The sequence below is a fragment of the Oceanobacter antarcticus genome (assembly GCF_044962685.1).
Classification (GTDB): domain Bacteria; phylum Pseudomonadota; class Gammaproteobacteria; order Pseudomonadales; family Oceanobacteraceae; genus Oceanobacter; species Oceanobacter antarcticus.
On the sequence record NZ_JBBKTX010000023.1, the window covers coordinates 62,014 to 80,083 of the forward strand.

Sequence of the window (18,070 nt, forward strand, 5' to 3'; positions counted from 1 at the left end):
AGCACCGGCACAGTTTATGGATACTCCAATGACCACCATCGTCAGCTTTAACATCAACGGCATTCGCGCTCGTCAGCACCAGCTTGAGGCTATTCGGGATCAACTGGATCCAGACATTCTCGGGTTACAGGAAATCAAGGTACACGACGATATGTTTCCTCTGGCCGATATTGCAAGCCTCGGCTACCACGTTGAATATTTCGGTCAGAAAAGCCACTACGGCGTGGCGCTGCTCAGCAAGCAGCCGCCGGTCTTTGTCCAAAAAGGTTGGCCGACGGACGACGACGATGCACAAAAACGTCTGATTCACGCCCGCTACGACATCAATGGCAGCACCATCGACGTCCTTAACGGCTACTTTCCCCAAGGTGAAAGCCGCGATCATGAAACCAAATTTCCGGCCAAGGAAAAATTCTACGCGGATCTGATGCGTTACCTGAACGACCGCTTCACCCCGGCTGACCGGGTTGTTGTCATGGGCGATATGAATATCTCGCCGGAAGATACCGACATCGGTATCGGTGAACCGAATCGCAAACGCTGGTTAAAAACAGGCAAGTGCTCGTTTCTGCCGGAAGAACGCGAGTGGTATCACACCTTGTTGAACTGGGGCTTGAGCGACAGCTACCGTCATTTCCACCCTACCAGTAACGAACAGTTCAGCTGGTTTGATTACCGATCCAAGGGCTTTGATGACAACCCCAAACGCGGTCTGCGGATTGACCATATTCTGGTCACAGACGCCCTGTTGGACAGCTGTGAAGAGGTCGGAATCAGCTACGATATCCGCGCAATGGAAAAACCGTCTGACCACGCACCCATCTGGCTCACGTTGAAAAACGGCTAAACCGGAAAGGTTTGGCGTTCCGATAACAGCCGAGCTGCGTTAAGCCACGGCATTCCTCGCCATGCTGTTGTAGAATCCCCGCCTGTTTGCCATGCCTGGCTGCTTGATGCTGCCAGGCACCCATATCCCGACAAAGGAATTACTCTGATGACTCCACTCAAACGCTGGGCGGCAGCCGCTGCCCTGTTGATGGCTGCCGCCCTAGTTCAAGCTGACACGTTTGTGTTTACTGCCATCCCCGACGAGGATGAATCCCGACTGCAACAGCGATTCGGGAAAGTAGCCGATTATTTGTCAGCACAGCTTGGCGTTGAGGTGAAGTATATTCCGGTCAAATCCTACGCTGCGGCCATTACCGCGTTCCGCAACAACCAGGTGCAGCTGGCCTGGTTTGGTGGCCTGTCCGGCGTTCAGGCGCGACGCCTGGTACCGGATTCAGAAGCGTTGGCCCAGGGATATGAAGACCAGTTTTTCAAAACCTATCTGATTGCCCACCAAAGCGCAGGAGTCGACACCTCTGACTCGTTAACCGATGCACTGCAAGGCAAAACCTTCACCTTTGGTTCCAAGGGCTCGACCTCTGGCCGCCTGATGCCGGAGTTTTACTTGCGTGAACACTTCCAGGCAGCACCAGAGACGATCTTCTCCCGTGTCGGATTTTCCGGCGATCACAGCCGCACCATCGCCCAGGTGCAGTCCGGCGCATATCAGATCGGCGCGGTAAACTACAGCGTCTGGGATGCCGAACTGGCGGCTGGCAAGATCGACACCAGCAAGGTCAAGGTGATCTGGACTACTCCGACCTACCCGGACTATCAATGGACTATTCGTGGCGACGTCGACAGCCGCTTTGGTAACGGTTTCAAAGACAAGGTTAAACACGTCTTGCTGGAAATGAGCTCACCCGATCTATTGGCCAGCTTCCCACGGCAAAAATTTGTACCGGCCAACAACAGCGATTACGCACCGATCGAAGCCACCGCCAAAGCCATTGGCTTGCTGGACTGATTGCGCCAATGAGAGTGCAGCCGGTACTGTTTGAACTGTCCAACGCCTGCGTGACCTATGGTCAGCGGCGGGTACTGGACGAGGTTTCGCTGACCCTCCGTGCCGGTGAAAAAGTCGCACTGGTAGGGCCATCCGGGGCTGGCAAGTCGACCCTGTTGAATGAACTGTATCGGCAGCAAACCGAGCAGATCGCGCTGTGCCCTCAAAGCCATGGTCTGGTCGACCTGCTGTCCTGTTACCAGAATATGTTTATGGGTGGCCTCGATCGCTTCAGCACCCTGGCCTCGCTCTGGAACCTGCTACGACCACTGGCCAGTGCCAGAACCGAGCTCCAGCAGCTGGCTGAAGATCTGGGTTTGAGCGAGCAACTGTGGCAGTCAGTGGACCGACTGTCGGGTGGCCAGCGCCAGCGGGTCGCCATTGGCCGTGCGCTTTATCGCCAACAGCCGATCTTTTTTGGCGACGAGCCAGTATCCTCACTCGATCCAGTGCAAGCCGAGCAATTGCTAACCATCCTGCTGCAACGCCACCCAACGGCGGTGGTCAGCCTGCATAACCGCCAATTGGCGCTGAATCACTTTGACCGGGTAATCGCCCTCGCCCATGGCAAGATCATTCACGACTGTGCCAGCCGTGACTTGTCGCCGCAGGATCTCGATGCACTTTACGGCAAAACATCGGCAACCGGGCACAGTAAGCTATCCGCAGCCGCTGCTTCACAACCACTGAATTCCGGCCCAGCAGCCTGCGTCACCGGCAGGATCATACGTTAAGCCATGCTGCCCGCCGTACTGAAACTGCCCGCCTCCAGCCCGTCCAGCGCTCGCCGTATCACCGGCATAATGGCGCTGCTGGTTTTGCTGGCGCTGTTGGCGTTACCGTGGGCTGACCTGGCAATTTATCCGGTTGACCCCTGGGCCGAACTGGCGCGTATTGGTCAGGGCATTATCCTGCCATACTGGAACAGCCCTTGGGTGTTGCTGGAATCACTGGCCCAGACGGTGGCCTTCGCCTTGTTGGCGGTGGCACTGGCAGCACCGCTGGGTATGTTGCTGGCCATGGTATTTCACTGGACAGCAGTAAGATTACTCTGCGCCGCCGTACGCTCAGTACACGAGCTGTTTTGGGGACTGCTGTTTATGCAGGTGTATGGGCTCAGCGCCACTACCGGCTTGCTGGCCATTCTGGTGCCCTATACCGGCGTATTTGCCAAGGTATTCGCTGAAACCATCGACCTGCAGGATCGCGATGCCTATCGCAGCCTGCCCCGCGTCAACCGACTGATTGGCTGGGCCTATACCCGTATTCCACAAACCTTACCCGCGCTGCTGAGCTACACCCGCTACCGTTTTGAATGCGCGCTGCGCTCCAGTGCCATCCTTGGTTTTATTGGCTTGCCCACTCTGGGGTTCCATCTCGAAACCGCCTTCAAACAAGGCCAGTATGCAGAAGCCGGAGCCTTGCTCTGGGCCTTCCTGATGCTGCTGGCCAGCATTCGGCTGTGGTTACGCCCGGCACTGCTGCCACTGTACTTGATCGCTGCCGTCTGGCTGCTACCAGAAACCATCGGCTTCACCAACAGCAACTATTTTTGGCAGTTTGTCAGTCAGGATATCTGGCCGACGGCGCTGCGCCAGGGAGACTGGGCCGCCACTCTGGACTGGTACTGGCGCATGTTCAGCCACCAGGCCTGGCCTGGCCTGGTGCAAACCTTGCTGCTGACACAACTGGCGCTGGTTCTGACACTGCTGGTGATTTTACTGGTTTATCCGTTTGCCAGCCGCGCCCTCGTCAACCAACCGCTATACGGCCTCGGGCGTTTTGCCCTGCTGGTGATGCGCTCCACCCCGGAAATGATTCTGGCGTTTGTTTTATTGTTGTTGTTTGGCCCCTCGGGGTTACCTGCCGTGATCGCCCTGGCCATTCACAATGGCGGCCTGATTGCCTTCCTGGTGGCTAATAACAGCAACAGTGAGCAGGCGATCCATGGCCGACGCCCGGATGATCCGGCTGGGCTGCTGCGCTATACCTATGTCGAAACCCCACGGCAATTGCCATCGATGTTGGCCTGGTTGTTGTACCGCTGGGAAGTCATGCTGCGCGAGAGCGCCATCATGGGGATACTGGGCATCACCACACTGGGCTTTTTTATCGACTCGGCATTTGAAGAAATCCGTTACGATCGGGCTTTTTTCCTGATTCTGATCACCGCCGGGCTGAATATTATCGTTGATGCCTGTTCGCGCAGATTACGCCAGTTGGCACTGGTGCAACCCGGCCAGGCAAATCAAGGGCGTCACTGAAACACCTGCGTCTGAACCGCCACCAGACCCCAACTCTGTCCATACCAACCACCGGAGCCTTACTTGTGATCACCCCGACCGCTGCTGCTGTTCCTCCCCAACGGACTGCCGCTATTATTGGCGCAGGCCCCGCAGGACTGATGGCGGCAGAACAGCTTGCCAGCCGGGGCTACCGGGTCGATGTGTTTGATGCCATGCCCAGTGTCGCCCGCAAATTTTTGCTGGCCGGTATCGGCGGCATGAACATTACCCATTCGGAAGATTACAGCACCTTTGTTGAACGCTATGGCCATGCCAGCGCCTGGCTCAAACCCATGCTGGACGACCTCACACCAGAACAGCTGCGCGACTGGATACATGGCCTCGGCATCGACACCTTTGTCGGCACCTCAGGCCGGGTTTTCCCCACCGATATGAAAGCCGCGCCGTTACTGCGAGCCTGGCTACACCGTCTCAAGACACAAGGAGTGGTATTTCACCCACGTCATCGATGGCAGGGCTGGCCAAGTAGCAGCGACCCGCACACCTGGTGTTTCGACACCCCGGCTGGCACAGTGCAGCGCTCATTCGATGGCGTGGTACTGGCACTCGGTGGCGCCAGCTGGGCCAGACTCGGATCCGATGGCCGCTGGGCCACCTGGCTGCAACAGCAACAGGTTGATATTGCGCCATTGCAGCCCAGCAATTGCGGTTTTGACGTCTCCTGGAGTGACTTTCTCAAGGAAAAATTTGCCGGTACGCCGATCAAACACATCCAGCTGTCGCTGACCGATATCGACGGTAAACAGTGGCAACGTACCGGCGAATTTGTCGTCAGTGAATACGGCATCGAAGGCAGCCTGATCTACGCTCTCAGCGCCCCTCTCAGAGAACGACTGCGCCAACAACAAAACCTACAGATGCGCAACTCCAGCAACCACCAGCCGCTGCTCACACTCGATTGGCTGCCGCACGTTGCCTTGCAAGACACAGAAAAAAAACTGCGCCAAGGTAAAAAAGGCCTGTCATTTGCCAACCTGCTGCGTAAAAAACTCAACTTACCTGCCATCACCAGCACCCTGCTGCGCGAATGCTGCCCACAGCTGGACAACCGCGACCTCCATGCAGTTGCCAACGCCCTCAAAGCCATGCCACTTAACCCGCGACAACCCCGCCCGATCAACGAAGCCATCAGCAGCGCCGGTGGCGTGCAATCCAGTGCCGTCAACGACCAGCTGATGCTCAACGCCCTGCCCGGCGTGTTTGTTGCTGGAGAAATGCTCGACTGGGAAGCCCCCACCGGCGGCTATTTACTCACCGCGTGTTTTGCCACCGGCAAGCGGGCCGGGAATGGCTTGGTGGAGTGGCTGGAAGCGCAAGCAATAAGCTGAAGTTTGTCACCAGAACCCCCTCGTTGGCATGTTGACCCCGTTGGTATTCAAATTGCTTCAGGCTACAGAACAACGCCCAAACGCCGTGCACTGGCACACTTTCTGTAGCATTCGCTGCAATTGAGACACGCAGCTCTGTGCGTTTCAGAACAACAAGGGCAGCCAGTCATCGTCCGGGAGATAAAACATGCAGGACAACGTATGGTCTGACGAAGAACAACAATGGGTTATCTGGAATGGTTTTTACGGTCTGGTGACTCTGGTTACCCTCGGCGACATCGAGAGCGGCCCAGACGGCCGCCTGGCCTGGCTGGAAGAACCCTTTGAGATGGTTGGCCCCTTCAACCTTGATGAACTGGAAACGACCGGACGCATTGCTTTTGAAGAATGCCTGGTGTTATCCCGCCAGCGCTGGCAACAGGATCAGGTGGTTTTGCGCCGCGAAGGGCTGAAAAAACGCCGCCAAGCAGAAGAACGTCTGAGTTCAGCGCGGGCGCGATTCAACCAACGTCGGGGTGGCCCGGTATCACAGCAGCAACCGGTCGACGACAGCCTGCACCGCCAGGCGCTTGAATTACCCGGTGCTGGCAAACTCAAGCCTGCAGACATCAAGGCTGCCTACCGCAAACTTGCACAGAAGATGCACCCGGATGCTGGCGGCAGTTCCGAGCAATTCGTACGTATTACCGCTGCCCGTGACGAGCTGCTACTGCGGGCGTCCTGACCACAGGGACAACGGGTCTGAATTCCGTTGGCAAATATACGGAGCCCTTGTTTACCCCTTTTGTTTACCCCTTGCCTGGGCAATCAGCCGGCAATGCAGCTATTACGCTGAAACCCCAACCCCTCAATGGTGCTTTCCACCACATCGCCGGGTTTGAGGAAGCGATGATAGTGAGAGCCATTCCCTGCCGGCGAGCCGGTAATCAGAATATCACCAGGATATAAACGGATGCGCCTGCTGAGGTATACCAGCAAGCGGGGAATATTGAAGATCATGTCAGCGCTGGTTTCGTTTTGCATAACGTCACCGTTAAGCCTCAGTGTCATACGCAGATCATGGGGATTATCAATATGGTTGGCCGGTACCAGAAATGGCCCCATCGGCGAGTAGGTTGGCAGTGATTTCCCCATGAGCCAGTCGGTGCCAATGGCTTTGAGGTCAGACCGATGTATCAGTTCGCGGTTGGTGATGTCGTTCACCAGGGTATACCCCGCCACAGCGTCCATCGCATTGTCTTCGGTAAGTTGATAAGCCTGCTTGCCGATCACCACCGCCAGTTCCAGCTCCCAGTCCGGTTGTTCCACATCTGCGGTGATCACAATCGGGTCATAGGGGCCGCTAATGGAGGAATTGACCTTGCTGAACAAGTAGGGTTCGCCGAGCACTCGCCGATCCATAAAAGCAGTGGCAAATGCCAGCCGTTCGGCTTCATTCATGTTTTGCACGGCTTCTTCACGGTGCTGATCCACGATCAGATCAATGACGTGTTTGCGATAGTTGGCACCAGAGCAGAAGAATTGCCGGGGTTGCTCTATCGGGGCGTGTATTTGCAAGAGTGCCAAAGGTACCGGACACACTTTCAGCAAAGGGTGTTGCCAATGGGATGCGCGTAACTGCTCGGCGATAACCGTGATGGTCACCAGGTTAACCGCCCAGTGTTGCAACAGTGCGAGCAGGTCGCTACTACCGATCAATAGCAGTCCCTGTGATTCTGCCATACCGGCCAGTGCATCCAGGGCGATGACCTGATCAGCCATTACCAGCCCGGCAAAGGGCCGAGCGCCAGCAATGGAAAACGTACCCAGTCCGTAAAACGCCAGCTCTGGCCGTGCGGTGGTTTGCGGGGTTGAAGCTGTCATACCGATCACCTGTGCAGTCCCGTCATCAACGTCCGTATTCCAAGCGGGAGAAACGTCTCGCCAGAGCCAGGTGTTTTCGGGGTATTATCCAACTGGCACTGAAATAATTATTATCACCAGTTATCTGCAAAACCTTGTGTATCAGTCAGGTACTTTGGTGTGAGCCGAAGCTTACGCCGTTTTTATGCTGGTGTGGTAGCCGTTCCAGCCAACTCTTTTTTCCAAAATCAGTGTTATTACTGCGTTGTCCGCGAGTGAAATATCTCTGTGGCAACGGCTGTGCAGTGGAACAACAGGCGCGTTCATGACGGTATGCATGCTGAAATGATGATTCATTCCATTTTTAACGCGCTGGCACTCGTATTTCAACCTGGCCAGCCTGACAATGCCTTGCAGCACTGGGTCAGGCTGGCCACTGCGATGCGACAAGCAGTGGTGTTTATCCGGCCAGTGTAGCCCGATCAATCAGCGTATCCAGATCCCCATCATGCTGATAACCAATCGCCAGGGCAGCCTCGGCTTGCAGCGGTGGCTGGGTAGCAAATCCGGCTTCCAGCTCAGCGTTGGGGGCAAAGGTCACCAGATCGAGGCGATCCTGACCGTAGCGTTTGGCCAGACCGGCAATCAGTTCTTTCATCGTCAGTCGCAGTACCGGCAAAGTAAAATCGCGACGCGGCCTGATATCGGCTTCAGCAATACTGGCAGCATGAAGCAGATTATCAACACAGCAAGGTACTGACATAAACCAGGAGACGCCCTGCTCGGAGACCGGGCAGGTGAAGGGTTCTCCGGCTTTCAATTTCCAGAAAATATCACTCATATACGCCGACATCAGCCCGGATGGCTGCGGTGGCCGCGCCACTATTCCGGGGAGACGTACAATCCGGCCGTCAATAAATCCGCGACGACTGTAGTCTTGCAGCAAAATCTCGGTCGCCAGTTTCTGGTAGCCGTAGCTGATGTGCGGTTTCAATGGCGTATCGTCATTGATCACCTCCGGCATGGGTGAGCCATACACCGCAATCGTGCTGGTGAACACCATACGAGCCGGTTGTTCGAACTTGCGCAGTGCTTCGTAGAGATTCACGGTGGCGGTCAGGTTCACATCCAGGCCCAGCTCAAAATGACGCTCGGCAGCACCACCAGGAATGCTGGCCAGATGGAAGACCAGTTCTGGCTCCCCTGCCACCGCTTGCTCCAGTACACCCAGGTCAGCAATACTGCCCTCGACACAGGTAAGGCGGGCATCGTCCGGCAAGCCGTCACAGCTCATGTCGGCAACCGTCAGGGCGGTAATTTTCTCGCCGTTGATTTCGGTTCCGTCCGCTAACAATCGCTCGACCAGTACGCGACCAACAAAACCGTTGCCGCCGGTGACCATTACCTTCATACCTTGTGCTCCGTCGCTGCTACAACGTCGCTGCGGCTGGCATGATCGTGTCCTTTGACAAACGTCTGGTCGATCTTGCCAAACAGTGAGCTGCCATCGCTAGCAAACATCTCGAATTGCAGGCTTTCATCAAACTGGATAAAGGGCGTGGTCGATTGACCATTATCGATCATTTCTATCGCCCGGCGTTCTGCCAGACAGGCGGAGCCAACCTCACGAAAACCCTTGTTGGAGAAAGTACCAGTACCCAGCACAGTGCCCGCCCGCAGGTTACGGTTGTAGGCCCAGTGGCTGATCAGATCAGCAAAGCTGAAGTCCATCTCACGGCCGTTAGGATTACCAAACCATTCGTTATTACGCTGTACGTGCAAGTCGAGATTGACCCGGCCATTAGCGTAGCTGTCGCCCAGTTCGTCCAGAGTACAGGCTACCGGTGCAAAGGTGGTGGCAGGCTTGGCATTGATAAATCCGAAGCCCATTTGTAATTCGCGAAACAGGTGGCCACGCATGGAAACGTCGTTGATCAACGTGAACAGCTTGATGTGGGATTCGGCATTGTCCTTGCCCACGCCCGCAGGGACATCGTTGAGAATAACCGCGATTTCACCTTCAAAGTCACACTGGTCGTCTTCGGTGGTAAAAGCATAGTCATCGACGGCATTGATAAAGTCGTCACCCTGACGCTGCACCAGAATCGGGATACCCGGTGTTTTTTTAACGTCCAGGTTGTAAGCCTGTTCCATGATTTTGCCGTGATTCAGGAAGGAAGACGCATCAACAAACTGGTAAGAACGCGGCAGCGGTGCCATCAGACGGACAGGTTGGAAGGCCTCTGCCCCACCCCAGCCGTGGTTGTTCAGTTCCTGATTCTGGGCTTCCAGCTCAGGCGCCAGTTCGTCCCAGTTTTCGATCAGTTGTTGCATGGTGCGCGCAGCAGACGCTTCAATCATTCGGGTCAGTTCCCGATTCACCAGCAACAGGCGGCCATCGCGGCTACCATCTTTCAAGGTGGCAAGTTTCATAGGTGTCTCCAGATGTTATCTTTATTGCGCGGCACAGCCGGGTATTAGCCTGCGACGCTGGGAGTCGGGTTCCATAAATGCGGCAACTGGATCATCTCGATCAGATTACCGCTGTTATCGCGCAGGAAGGTGGTGGGGGTTCCCTGAATCACCTTGGTGAACACAATGTCGGCTTCCTGCGCTTGCAGGTGCTGCAGCATCTCGTCCATATCCTGCACACCAAAACAGATGTGCTTGTTGCCGTGCGTTTGCAAATCGGTATTCGGCATCCGCCGTTCATCTGGCAACGGTTGGGCGTTCTCCAACTGAAACAGCTCGATACGGAAGTTACCGCGCTGAATAAACGCCACATGCGCCGGAATAATGTCGAGATAAACCCGAAATTCCAGCTCAAACCCCAGCACCCGCTGATACCACGCCAGCGAGGCCTCCATATCCGGCACGCTGATACCCAGATGGTCGGGTTTGATTTCGGGGATGTTGGTATTCGTAGTCGTCATGGTGTCCTCGTTAATTTGGGTCTGCGCGTTACCAGTCGGACGCTGGACGTCGGACGTCTGAAGCAAAAGATTCAGCCATCCCGCAACGCGTCAGACCTCAGACCTCAGACGTCCAGCCAATCAGTCATCAACTCAGCGGTCGTCCGCCATCCACCGGCAATACAACACCGGTGGTAAAGGTCATAAAGCTGGCTGCTGCAATCACGGCATCTGCCACTTCTTCTGGCGCGGCCAGGCGTTTGAGCGGAGTGCGTTCGCACTGCTCATCGCGCCAGCTCTGATCCATCTGCTTGACAAAATCCGTATCTGCCAGCCCCGGTGACACCGACACCACGCGAATGCCAGGAGCTAATGCCCGCGCCAGCGATTTGGTCATGTTGTCGACCGCTGCCTTGGAAGCGCAGTAGATGACGTTGCTGCCCATCGCTGTTACCGCCGCGATGGAAGAAATATTCACCACCAGGCCGGCACCACTTTCCTGCAGCAAGGTTTTGAAAGCACGGGTCGCCGCAAACGGGCCACGTACATTGGTCGCCAGAATCCGGTCAATAAGTTCATCATCCAAACCATCGAGATCATCATGCGGGCAATAACGGGTGGTACCGGCACAGTTCACCAGCAGATCACAACGGCCATACCGCTCACGTACCTGCTCAGCCAACACCTTCATGGCGCTGGAGTCCGTCACCGGTGCGGCCAGCGCACAGTGAGGAATATCCAGGGTGTGGGCTGGCAGCACAGGTAACTGTTCCGCCAGCTCTTCCGCCGGTTGTTGTGAGCTGTTATAGCCCACCACAACACAAGCGCCCGCTTCTGCCAGGCGCTGGCAAGTGGCGGCACCCAGGCCGCCACTACCACCGGTTACAACCGCGACCTTACCTTGCATTTCGGTGCCATAAAGCGCCTTGATCACAGACGCGGCAGTGGCCATTACTGCTTGCCCAGGCGACGCACACGAATGTCTGCCTGTTCCTTGTGACCCATCATGTGCTCGGCATTACAAAGACGTGAGCAATATTCACCCACCATCACGGAGGCTTCATCCGTCAATACCCGCTGATAGGTGTGCGTTTTGATGAACTTGCCGACCCACAGACCACCGGTGTAACGGCCAGCGCCCTGGGTTGGCAGGGTGTGGTTGGTACCAATCACCTTGTCGCCGTAAGCGACGTTGGTACGGTCGCCCAGGAACAAACCACCGTAGTTGGTCATGCGTTCAAGGAACCAGTCTGGATCCTTGGTCATTACCTGTACGTGCTCGGAACACAAACGCTCGGATTCTTGCAGCATTTCCTCTTCGGTATCACACAGGATGATTTCGCCGAAGTTTTCCCAGGAAGCACGGGCGACGTCGCGAGTTTCCAGACGCTCCAGCACTTTCTCGATGGCGGCAGGCAGTTCTTCAGCAATTTTTTTGCTGGTCGTGACACAGAATGCAGGAGAGGTCGGGCCGTGTTCAGCCTGACCCAGCAGGTCAACCGCTACCAGTTCGGCATCAACGGTATCGTCACAGATCACCATGGTTTCGGTCGGGCCAGCAAACAGATCGATACCGACTCGACCGAACAGCTGACGCTTGGCTTCAGCAACAAAGGCGTTACCTGGGCCAACAATCATATCGACGGCAGGAATGGTTTCGGTACCAATCGCCATTGCGGCAACGGCCTGAACACCACCGAAGCAGTAGATTTCATCAGCACCGGCCATGTGCATGGCAGCAACAATCTCTGGGCAAGGAGCACCGTTAAACGGCGGCGCACAGGCGATAACACGTTTCACACCGGCAACTTTGGCGGTCAGTACCGACATGTGTGCCGAGGCGATCAGTGGGTATTTGCCGCCGGGAATGTAACAACCCACGGAGTTCACCGGGATGTTCTTGTGACCCAGCACCACCCCTGGCAAGGTTTCGATTTCTACGTCGTGCATGGTGCTCTTCTGGATCTGGGCAAAACGACGGATCTGCGCCTGGGCAAACTTGATGTCTTCAATCACGTTGGCCGGTATGGCAGCCACAGCCGCCTGGATCTGTTCGTCGGACAGACGGAAAGACTCTGGCGACCATTTGTCGAATTTTTCGGAGTACTCACGAACGGCCTCGTCACCACGGGTTTCGATTGCCGCCAGAATACCTTCAACGATGCCACGCACCTGGGTGTTCATATCGGCCTTGTCGGCGGCTGACTGGCCTTTTTTGATGTACTGAATCATGAGTATTCCTCACTAACGATGGTTGTTTTTTCGTCAGACGCCGAATGCCAGACGCCAGATGAGTGTTTTTTTATCGCGTCGGACGTCCGTCGCGATGTGGGTATTTGTGGTGTGCTTATGCACCGAACCCGGTGTTGTTCAGCGCTGATCCTCAACCTGAATATCGAGCGTATTGATCACCCGGCTGACCATGTTATAGGCACCGATCAAGGCCACCAGCTCGACGGCTTGCTGGTCGCTGCCCAGCGCCGCACGTGCCGCTTGCAGGCAATCGTCGGTGGCGTTGGGACTGTCGGTGAGCTCCATTGCCAGGTTGATCACGGCCCGTTCCGTCGGGTCAAACAGCACGCTGCTAGCACGCGCATGTGCCAGATTGGTCAGGGCGTCGTACTGGCTCTGGGAGCCACCGGCAGCCAGAAATGGTTTAAGGTGATGATGCAATTCGTAACCGGTCTGGTTACGTGCCGAAACCACCAAAATGGCCAGCTCGCGGTATTTAGCGTTGAGCTGAAGATCGTTACGCACCGCGCCCAGAAAAGCCGCCCAGCCCTGAATCAGCGGTTGGCTGTGCATCAACATACGGTCTATGTGTAACAGCTGGCCGCCGCGCTTCTGGCGGATGGTCTGGATCAGGTCAGTGCCCTCCAGATCCACATCGGCGTGATAAGGGATACGTGGCATGAATTAGACTCCCTGAGTAACGTTGACAGGACGCGATTTGTCGCCAGACAGCGGCTGACTGCCCGGGTTCTGGGTTTTGGTTTTGCTGCGCAACAGAAAATGTCCCAGCGCGGGTAACAGCACCATGGCGCCGACCATGTTCCAGAGGAACATAAAGGCCAGCAGGATGCCCATATCAGCCTGAAACTTGATCACCGAGAATACCCAGGTGGAAACACCGGCGGCCAAAGTCATGCCCGTCATCAGAACCACCTTGCCAGTGAAAGCCAGTGCATGCTGGTAAGCATCCGAGAGGCTTTCACCCTGCTCCATGCGGGTCAGCGTGACCGAGAGAATATAAAGTGCGTAGTCGACACCGATGCCAACACCCAGTGCAATCACCGGCAGGGTTGCCACTTTCACGCCCATTCCCAGTGCCACCATCAGGGCTTCCGCCAGCAGCGAGGTCAATACCAGCGGCAAGATCGCCACCACCACGGCACGCCAGGAGCGGAAAGTGATAAAGCACAACAGAATCACCGCGCCGTAAACCATAAACAGCATGTCTCGCCAAGCGTCCTTGACGACGATATTGGTGGCCGCTTCGATACCGGCACTGCCAGCCGCCAGCTTGAAACGCACCTGATCGGTGTTATTCACAGCGGCAAACCCTTCGACGTGCTCAACGATACGGGTCAGGGTGTCGGCCTTGTGATCGGCCAGATAAACGTACAAGGTCAGCAGACTACAGGCATCGTTATAGAGGCCGCGAGGGGCCGAAGCGGTGACAAAATTAAGCATCGACTGGTTCTTGATCAGCTCAAACCACTTCGGATTACCCTCATTCAGTCCAGTCAGTACCTGACGGTTTAACAAGGCCATCGAATTGGTAGTCACCACACCCGGTAACTGGCGCAGTTGCCACTCCAGGGCATCCACCCGACGCAGGGCTTCATAGTTGGCGCAACCGGCTTGTCCATCGGTTTCCACCATGATGGCAAATACATCGCTGGAGGCACCAAAGTGATCGGACATAAAAGCAACGTCCTGGTTGTAACGGGAATCCTGACGTAACTCCGGCGCGCCCGGATCCAGGTCACCAATTTTCAGATGGGTAGAACCCCAGTAACCCAGTCCGCCGATCACGGTCATGACGGCAATTCCGGCAATGGCAGGGCCACGCCGGGTAAACAGATCCAGGAACGCCCACAAGCGGGATTTCTCTTCCGATTCTTCTGCCCGTAGACTGCGCTTGGCCGCCTTGGCACTGACGCCGGTATAAGACAGCAGGATCGGCAACAGAATCAGGTTGGTGAAAATCAATACACCAACCCCCAGAGAAGCGGCAATCGCCAGTTCCTGAATCACCTTGATGTCGATCACCAGCAATACCGCAAAACCCACTGCATCTGCCAGCAAGGCGGTCAGACCTGCCATAAACAGACGCCGGAAAGTGTAGCGGGCCGCCACGTATTTGTGAGCGCCACGACCAATGTCCTGCATGATGCCGTTCATTTTCTGGGCGCCATGGCTCATGCCAATGGCAAACACCAGAAATGGCACCAGCATCGAGTACGGATCAAGGCTGTAGCCCAGGGCAGAAATCAGCCCCAGCTGCCATACCACGGCGATCAGCGAGCTGGTCACCACCAGTTTGGTCGATACAAAACAGCGGGTGTACAGATACACAATACTGGTCACGATCGCGATCGAGATCAGGAAAAAGGTCAGTACTTCGTACAGACCATCGATCAGGTCACCCATGATCTTGGCAAAGCCGGTGATATGCAGCTGGATATTGCCGTGTTCGTAACGGCTGCGAATGTCTTCCAACTGTTTGGAAAAGACTTCGTAATCCAGAGTAGAGCCATCTGGCAACTGCGCCAGCAACGGTACATAAATCGCAGACGCCGTAGCGTCCAGTGCCACCAGCTGCCCGACTTCACCTGAGCGGGCAATATTGGCTTCCAGTTGCGCCAGGCTGGCAGCAGAGCCGTTATAACCATCAGGAATCACCGGGCCGCCTTCCAGGCCTTCTTCGGTAACTCCAATCCAGCGGGTGTTAGGTGTCCACAGCGACTTCATGCCAGTACGGTCAACCCCCGGCAGCAGAAACACTTCGTCACTGATTTGCTGCAGCGTTGCCATATAATCAGCGTCGTAAATGGAACCGCTGGTATTAGCCACCGCAATACGCACCGAATTACCCAGACCTTTCAGGTCGTCCTGTTTTTCCAGAAAATTGGCAATGTAGGGATGCGAGGTCGGAATGGTTTTTTCATAGCTGGCGTTCAGGCTCAAATGGCTCGCCTGCCAACCCAGCAAAGCCGTGACCACAACACACAGAACGATAATGGCCAAACGGTTATTAAACAGCAGGCGCTCCAGCGCATTGCCCGACTGCTTGTCAAATTGATCCAGACCAACAGGGGCCAGGTTGAGATTATTATCCGGAGTATGCATGTCAGTTACTCAATACCTGAACAGATGGAACCAAGACCTGAGCCAGACCACGAAGGCCACTCAGTAACAGGGAGTTTTGGCCAGTGCGGAGTACAGCGGTTGGCGCAGCCACCGGCTGGGATGGCAACACCCGGACAGCCGCAGTAGCTACATTGCCCTGCAGTAACTGTCCGGCCTGATTCACCAGTAGAAGATCGCCGTTGGCACCCAGAATACTGTCAACCACAGAGGCATCAGAAGGCAGATCCAGAGTTTGCCAGCTGTCCCCGCCATCCAGTGAACGGAACGCATTGCCCTTCAACCCGGCAGCGACCAACTGTTCGCCAGCGGCACTCAGGGTGAAAAAACTGCCGTCGTACGGTGTCTTCAGACGATCAAAGTGCCAGTCATTACCTGGCTGACTACGAAACAGCAGACCTTCTTCACCCGCGATGTAAAGGTAGCCATTGGCCTCGGCAATGCTGTACAGGTGACGTTCACCAGAGTTGGCCATGTTGTAATTTAATGGCATCCAGCGGTTGCCACCGTCGACGGTCGCCAGAATCAGGCCATAAGCACCCACCGCCAGGCCTTCGCGGGCATTACGAAAATGAATATCAAGGAAAGGTTTGTCCGGTCCATCGGCGACCAGACGCTTGGCACTGAACAATGCCCGTTTGAGTTGACGATCATCCGTGCCTTCGGCTCGGACTTCGGCTTCTTTCAGCACCAGATTGGCGGCACGCTGGCCGTCCATTTGTACCGTCCAGCTCTGCCCGCCATCCTCGGTATGCAGAATCAACCCATAGTGACCCGCCGCCCAACCCTGCAGGGCATTGGCAAAAGAGACCGCTGTCAGGGTCACACTCACTGGCACCTTGGCCTGCTGCCAAGTCTGGCCTTGATCTTCGGAGAACAGAATCAGTCCATGCTCCCCCACCGACACCAGACGCTGACCTGCCTGGGCCACCGCCAACATGGCGGCATGAGAAGCATGTGCGGCTTCCAATGCCGGACGGGTATCCGCTTCACGTAAAGCATCAACCGGAGACTGGCTGGCCACGCTGGCAATCACCAGCCCGGCCCCCAGCATCAGGCCAACGCCAGACAGCAGAGGTGACTTGAACAAGGTTGCAATCGACATAGACAGTCCTGTTGTTGCTGTTGTTATTGTTGTCAGATCTATTCGTTGTCACTGATCCGGAAAAATCCGGCCCCCATCAAAAGGCGAAAAAGATGGGGAGCCGGCAGCACTGTCAACGATCAATTGACAGCAACACAGACCCCGGTCGAGTGTCAGAACGGAATTCGTTATTAGGCGTTCCTAGAACTGGGTACCACCGTCCACATTCAGAGCTTGCCCAGTGATAAAACCGGCCTCCTCGGAGGTCAGAAAAGCCAGTACACCGACCAGATCTTCTGGCACTTCGGTGCGCTTGATCAGCTGCAGCTCTTTCACGGCATCGAACAGCGCCGGAGGCAGGTGCTTGCGGGAGCTTTCGGTCGCTGTCAGGCCAGGATGGATAGCATTCACGGTGATGCCACTGCTACCAAACTCAGCAGCCAGAGCACGCACCAAACCGATACCGGCCATTTTGGTAGTGATATATCCGGCAAAACCCGGACGTGGATCACCCGTGGTGGACGAGCCGATCTGGACGATACGACCGTACTGGCGCTCTTTCATCTTAGGAGACAACTTCTGGGCAAACACCAGCGCCGACTCAACATTGATGGCTTCAAAGCGGCGGAATTCATCCAGCGTCAGCGCATCAAACGGAATCAGTGGCATATAGGCGGCGTTGTTAACCAGAATGTCGCACTGGCCAAAATGACCCAGCACGTCATCAGCAAAACGGGCCACGGCATCGGCATCGGCCAGATCGACAGCATCGGCGTATATGCGCACACCGGTATCAGCCAGTGACTCGATTGTCGCTTGCGGCATGGTCAGATCGGTCAAGGCCAGATCACAACCGGATTCCGCCAGTCGACGGGCAAAGTGAGACCCCAAGGCTCCGGCAGCACCGGTAATCAGCGCCACACGACCAACATGGGTATTTGGATAGGGTTTGTTCATTAGACGCTCCGTTTATTGTTCTTATCGTTACGGTGGTTTCACCGAAGAACGGGCTGTATATCTTGAAAATCACGATATACCGCCCCGAAGCATCCAAAAAATCGTTTGTACTAATAAAAGGCATCCATATTGCCGATGCCTTGTCATTCGCTGACCTATTGCTTGGGAAAGGAGCGGCCGCCACTCAGAAGTGCGGCCAGATAGTGGCAATCAAGAACAGCAAAAACAGCAAGCGGCATCATGCCAACTGGCTCCTAGTGTCCCTTAACAAAAGTTCACTTGGTATTTATCTTATCTGATAATCGAGCAATGGACTCGATGATCTGGTCAGCAGTTTTTTGCCACACAAAGGGTTTCGGATCATTGTTATAAAC

Annotated in this window: 16 protein-coding genes; 6 read left to right on the forward strand and 10 right to left on the reverse strand. The window is 55.7% G+C overall.

Annotated elements, in window-relative coordinates; genetic code table 11:
- Positions 1–28 precede the first annotated feature (28 nt).
- The 6 genes from xthA to WG929_RS16815 all read left to right on the forward strand — a co-directional run bounded on the left by xthA (position 29) and on the right by WG929_RS16815 (position 6,252).
- Entirely contained in the window at positions 29–847 is an 819-nt protein-coding gene (xthA, locus tag WG929_RS16790) for an exodeoxyribonuclease III (RefSeq protein ID WP_416207016.1), read from the forward strand.
- 147 nt (positions 848–994) lie between these two features.
- Positions 995–1,855, forward strand: coding sequence for a putative selenate ABC transporter substrate-binding protein (locus WG929_RS16795; protein ID WP_416207017.1), 861 nt, complete (start codon positions 995–997; stop codon positions 1,853–1,855).
- 8 nt (positions 1,856–1,863) lie between these two features.
- Entirely contained in the window at positions 1,864–2,628 is a 765-nt protein-coding gene (locus WG929_RS16800; RefSeq protein WP_416207018.1) for an ATP-binding cassette domain-containing protein, read from the forward strand.
- A gap of 3 nt (positions 2,629–2,631) precedes the next feature.
- Positions 2,632–4,158, forward strand: coding sequence for a PhnE/PtxC family ABC transporter permease (locus WG929_RS16805; RefSeq protein ID WP_416207019.1), 1,527 nt, complete (start codon positions 2,632–2,634; stop codon positions 4,156–4,158).
- 65 nt (positions 4,159–4,223) lie between these two features.
- Positions 4,224–5,528, forward strand: coding sequence for a TIGR03862 family flavoprotein (locus WG929_RS16810; protein ID WP_416207020.1), 1,305 nt, complete (start codon positions 4,224–4,226; stop codon positions 5,526–5,528).
- A 187-nt stretch (positions 5,529–5,715) separates the two neighbouring features.
- Positions 5,716–6,252: a DnaJ domain-containing protein gene (locus tag WG929_RS16815; RefSeq protein ID WP_416207021.1), complete on the forward strand. Its 537-nt coding sequence runs from the start codon at positions 5,716–5,718 to the stop codon at positions 6,250–6,252.
- An 83-nt stretch (positions 6,253–6,335) separates the two neighbouring features.
- Here the strand turns inward: WG929_RS16815 and WG929_RS16820 are convergent, their stop codons facing one another.
- The 10 genes from WG929_RS16820 to WG929_RS16865 all read right to left on the reverse strand — a co-directional run bounded on the left by WG929_RS16820 (position 6,336) and on the right by WG929_RS16865 (position 17,696).
- Positions 6,336–7,391, reverse strand: a complete 1,056-nt coding sequence (locus WG929_RS16820; protein WP_416207022.1) for a fumarylacetoacetate hydrolase family protein — start codon at positions 7,389–7,391, stop codon at positions 6,336–6,338.
- A gap of 439 nt (positions 7,392–7,830) precedes the next feature.
- On the reverse strand, positions 7,831–8,781 hold the full coding sequence (locus WG929_RS16825) for an NAD-dependent epimerase/dehydratase family protein (protein WP_369854675.1): 951 nt from the start codon (positions 8,779–8,781) through the stop codon (positions 7,831–7,833).
- Positions 8,778–9,803: a fumarylacetoacetate hydrolase family protein gene (locus WG929_RS16830; protein WP_369854676.1), complete on the reverse strand. Its 1,026-nt coding sequence runs from the start codon at positions 9,801–9,803 to the stop codon at positions 8,778–8,780. Before WG929_RS16830 ends, WG929_RS16825 begins: the two co-directional genes overlap by 4 nt.
- A 44-nt stretch (positions 9,804–9,847) precedes the next feature.
- Positions 9,848–10,303, reverse strand: coding sequence for a VOC family protein (locus WG929_RS16835; protein WP_416207023.1), 456 nt, complete (start codon positions 10,301–10,303; stop codon positions 9,848–9,850).
- Between the two features lie 127 nt (positions 10,304–10,430).
- On the reverse strand, positions 10,431–11,234 hold the full coding sequence (locus WG929_RS16840) for an SDR family NAD(P)-dependent oxidoreductase (protein ID WP_416207024.1): 804 nt from the start codon (positions 11,232–11,234) through the stop codon (positions 10,431–10,433).
- Positions 11,234–12,514, reverse strand: coding sequence for a histidinol dehydrogenase (gene hisD / locus WG929_RS16845; protein ID WP_416207025.1), 1,281 nt, complete (start codon positions 12,512–12,514; stop codon positions 11,234–11,236). The genes WG929_RS16840 and hisD overlap by 1 nt, the downstream gene beginning before the upstream one ends.
- 138 nt (positions 12,515–12,652) lie before the next feature.
- Complete coding sequence (locus WG929_RS16850; protein ID WP_416207026.1) at positions 12,653–13,195, reverse strand: carboxymuconolactone decarboxylase family protein; 543 nt, start codon at positions 13,193–13,195, stop codon at positions 12,653–12,655.
- Between the two features lie 3 nt (positions 13,196–13,198).
- Entirely contained in the window at positions 13,199–15,637 is a 2,439-nt protein-coding gene (locus WG929_RS16855; RefSeq protein ID WP_416207027.1) for an efflux RND transporter permease subunit, read from the reverse strand.
- Between the two features lies 1 nt (position 15,638).
- Positions 15,639–16,760, reverse strand: a complete 1,122-nt coding sequence (locus WG929_RS16860) for a WD40/YVTN/BNR-like repeat-containing protein (protein ID WP_369854682.1) — start codon at positions 16,758–16,760, stop codon at positions 15,639–15,641.
- A gap of 180 nt (positions 16,761–16,940) precedes the next feature.
- Positions 16,941–17,696 carry an SDR family NAD(P)-dependent oxidoreductase gene (locus WG929_RS16865; RefSeq protein ID WP_416207028.1) on the reverse strand — a complete coding sequence of 252 codons (756 nt, stop codon included), beginning with the start codon at positions 17,694–17,696 and terminating at the stop codon, positions 16,941–16,943.
- Positions 17,697–18,070 lie beyond the last annotated feature (374 nt).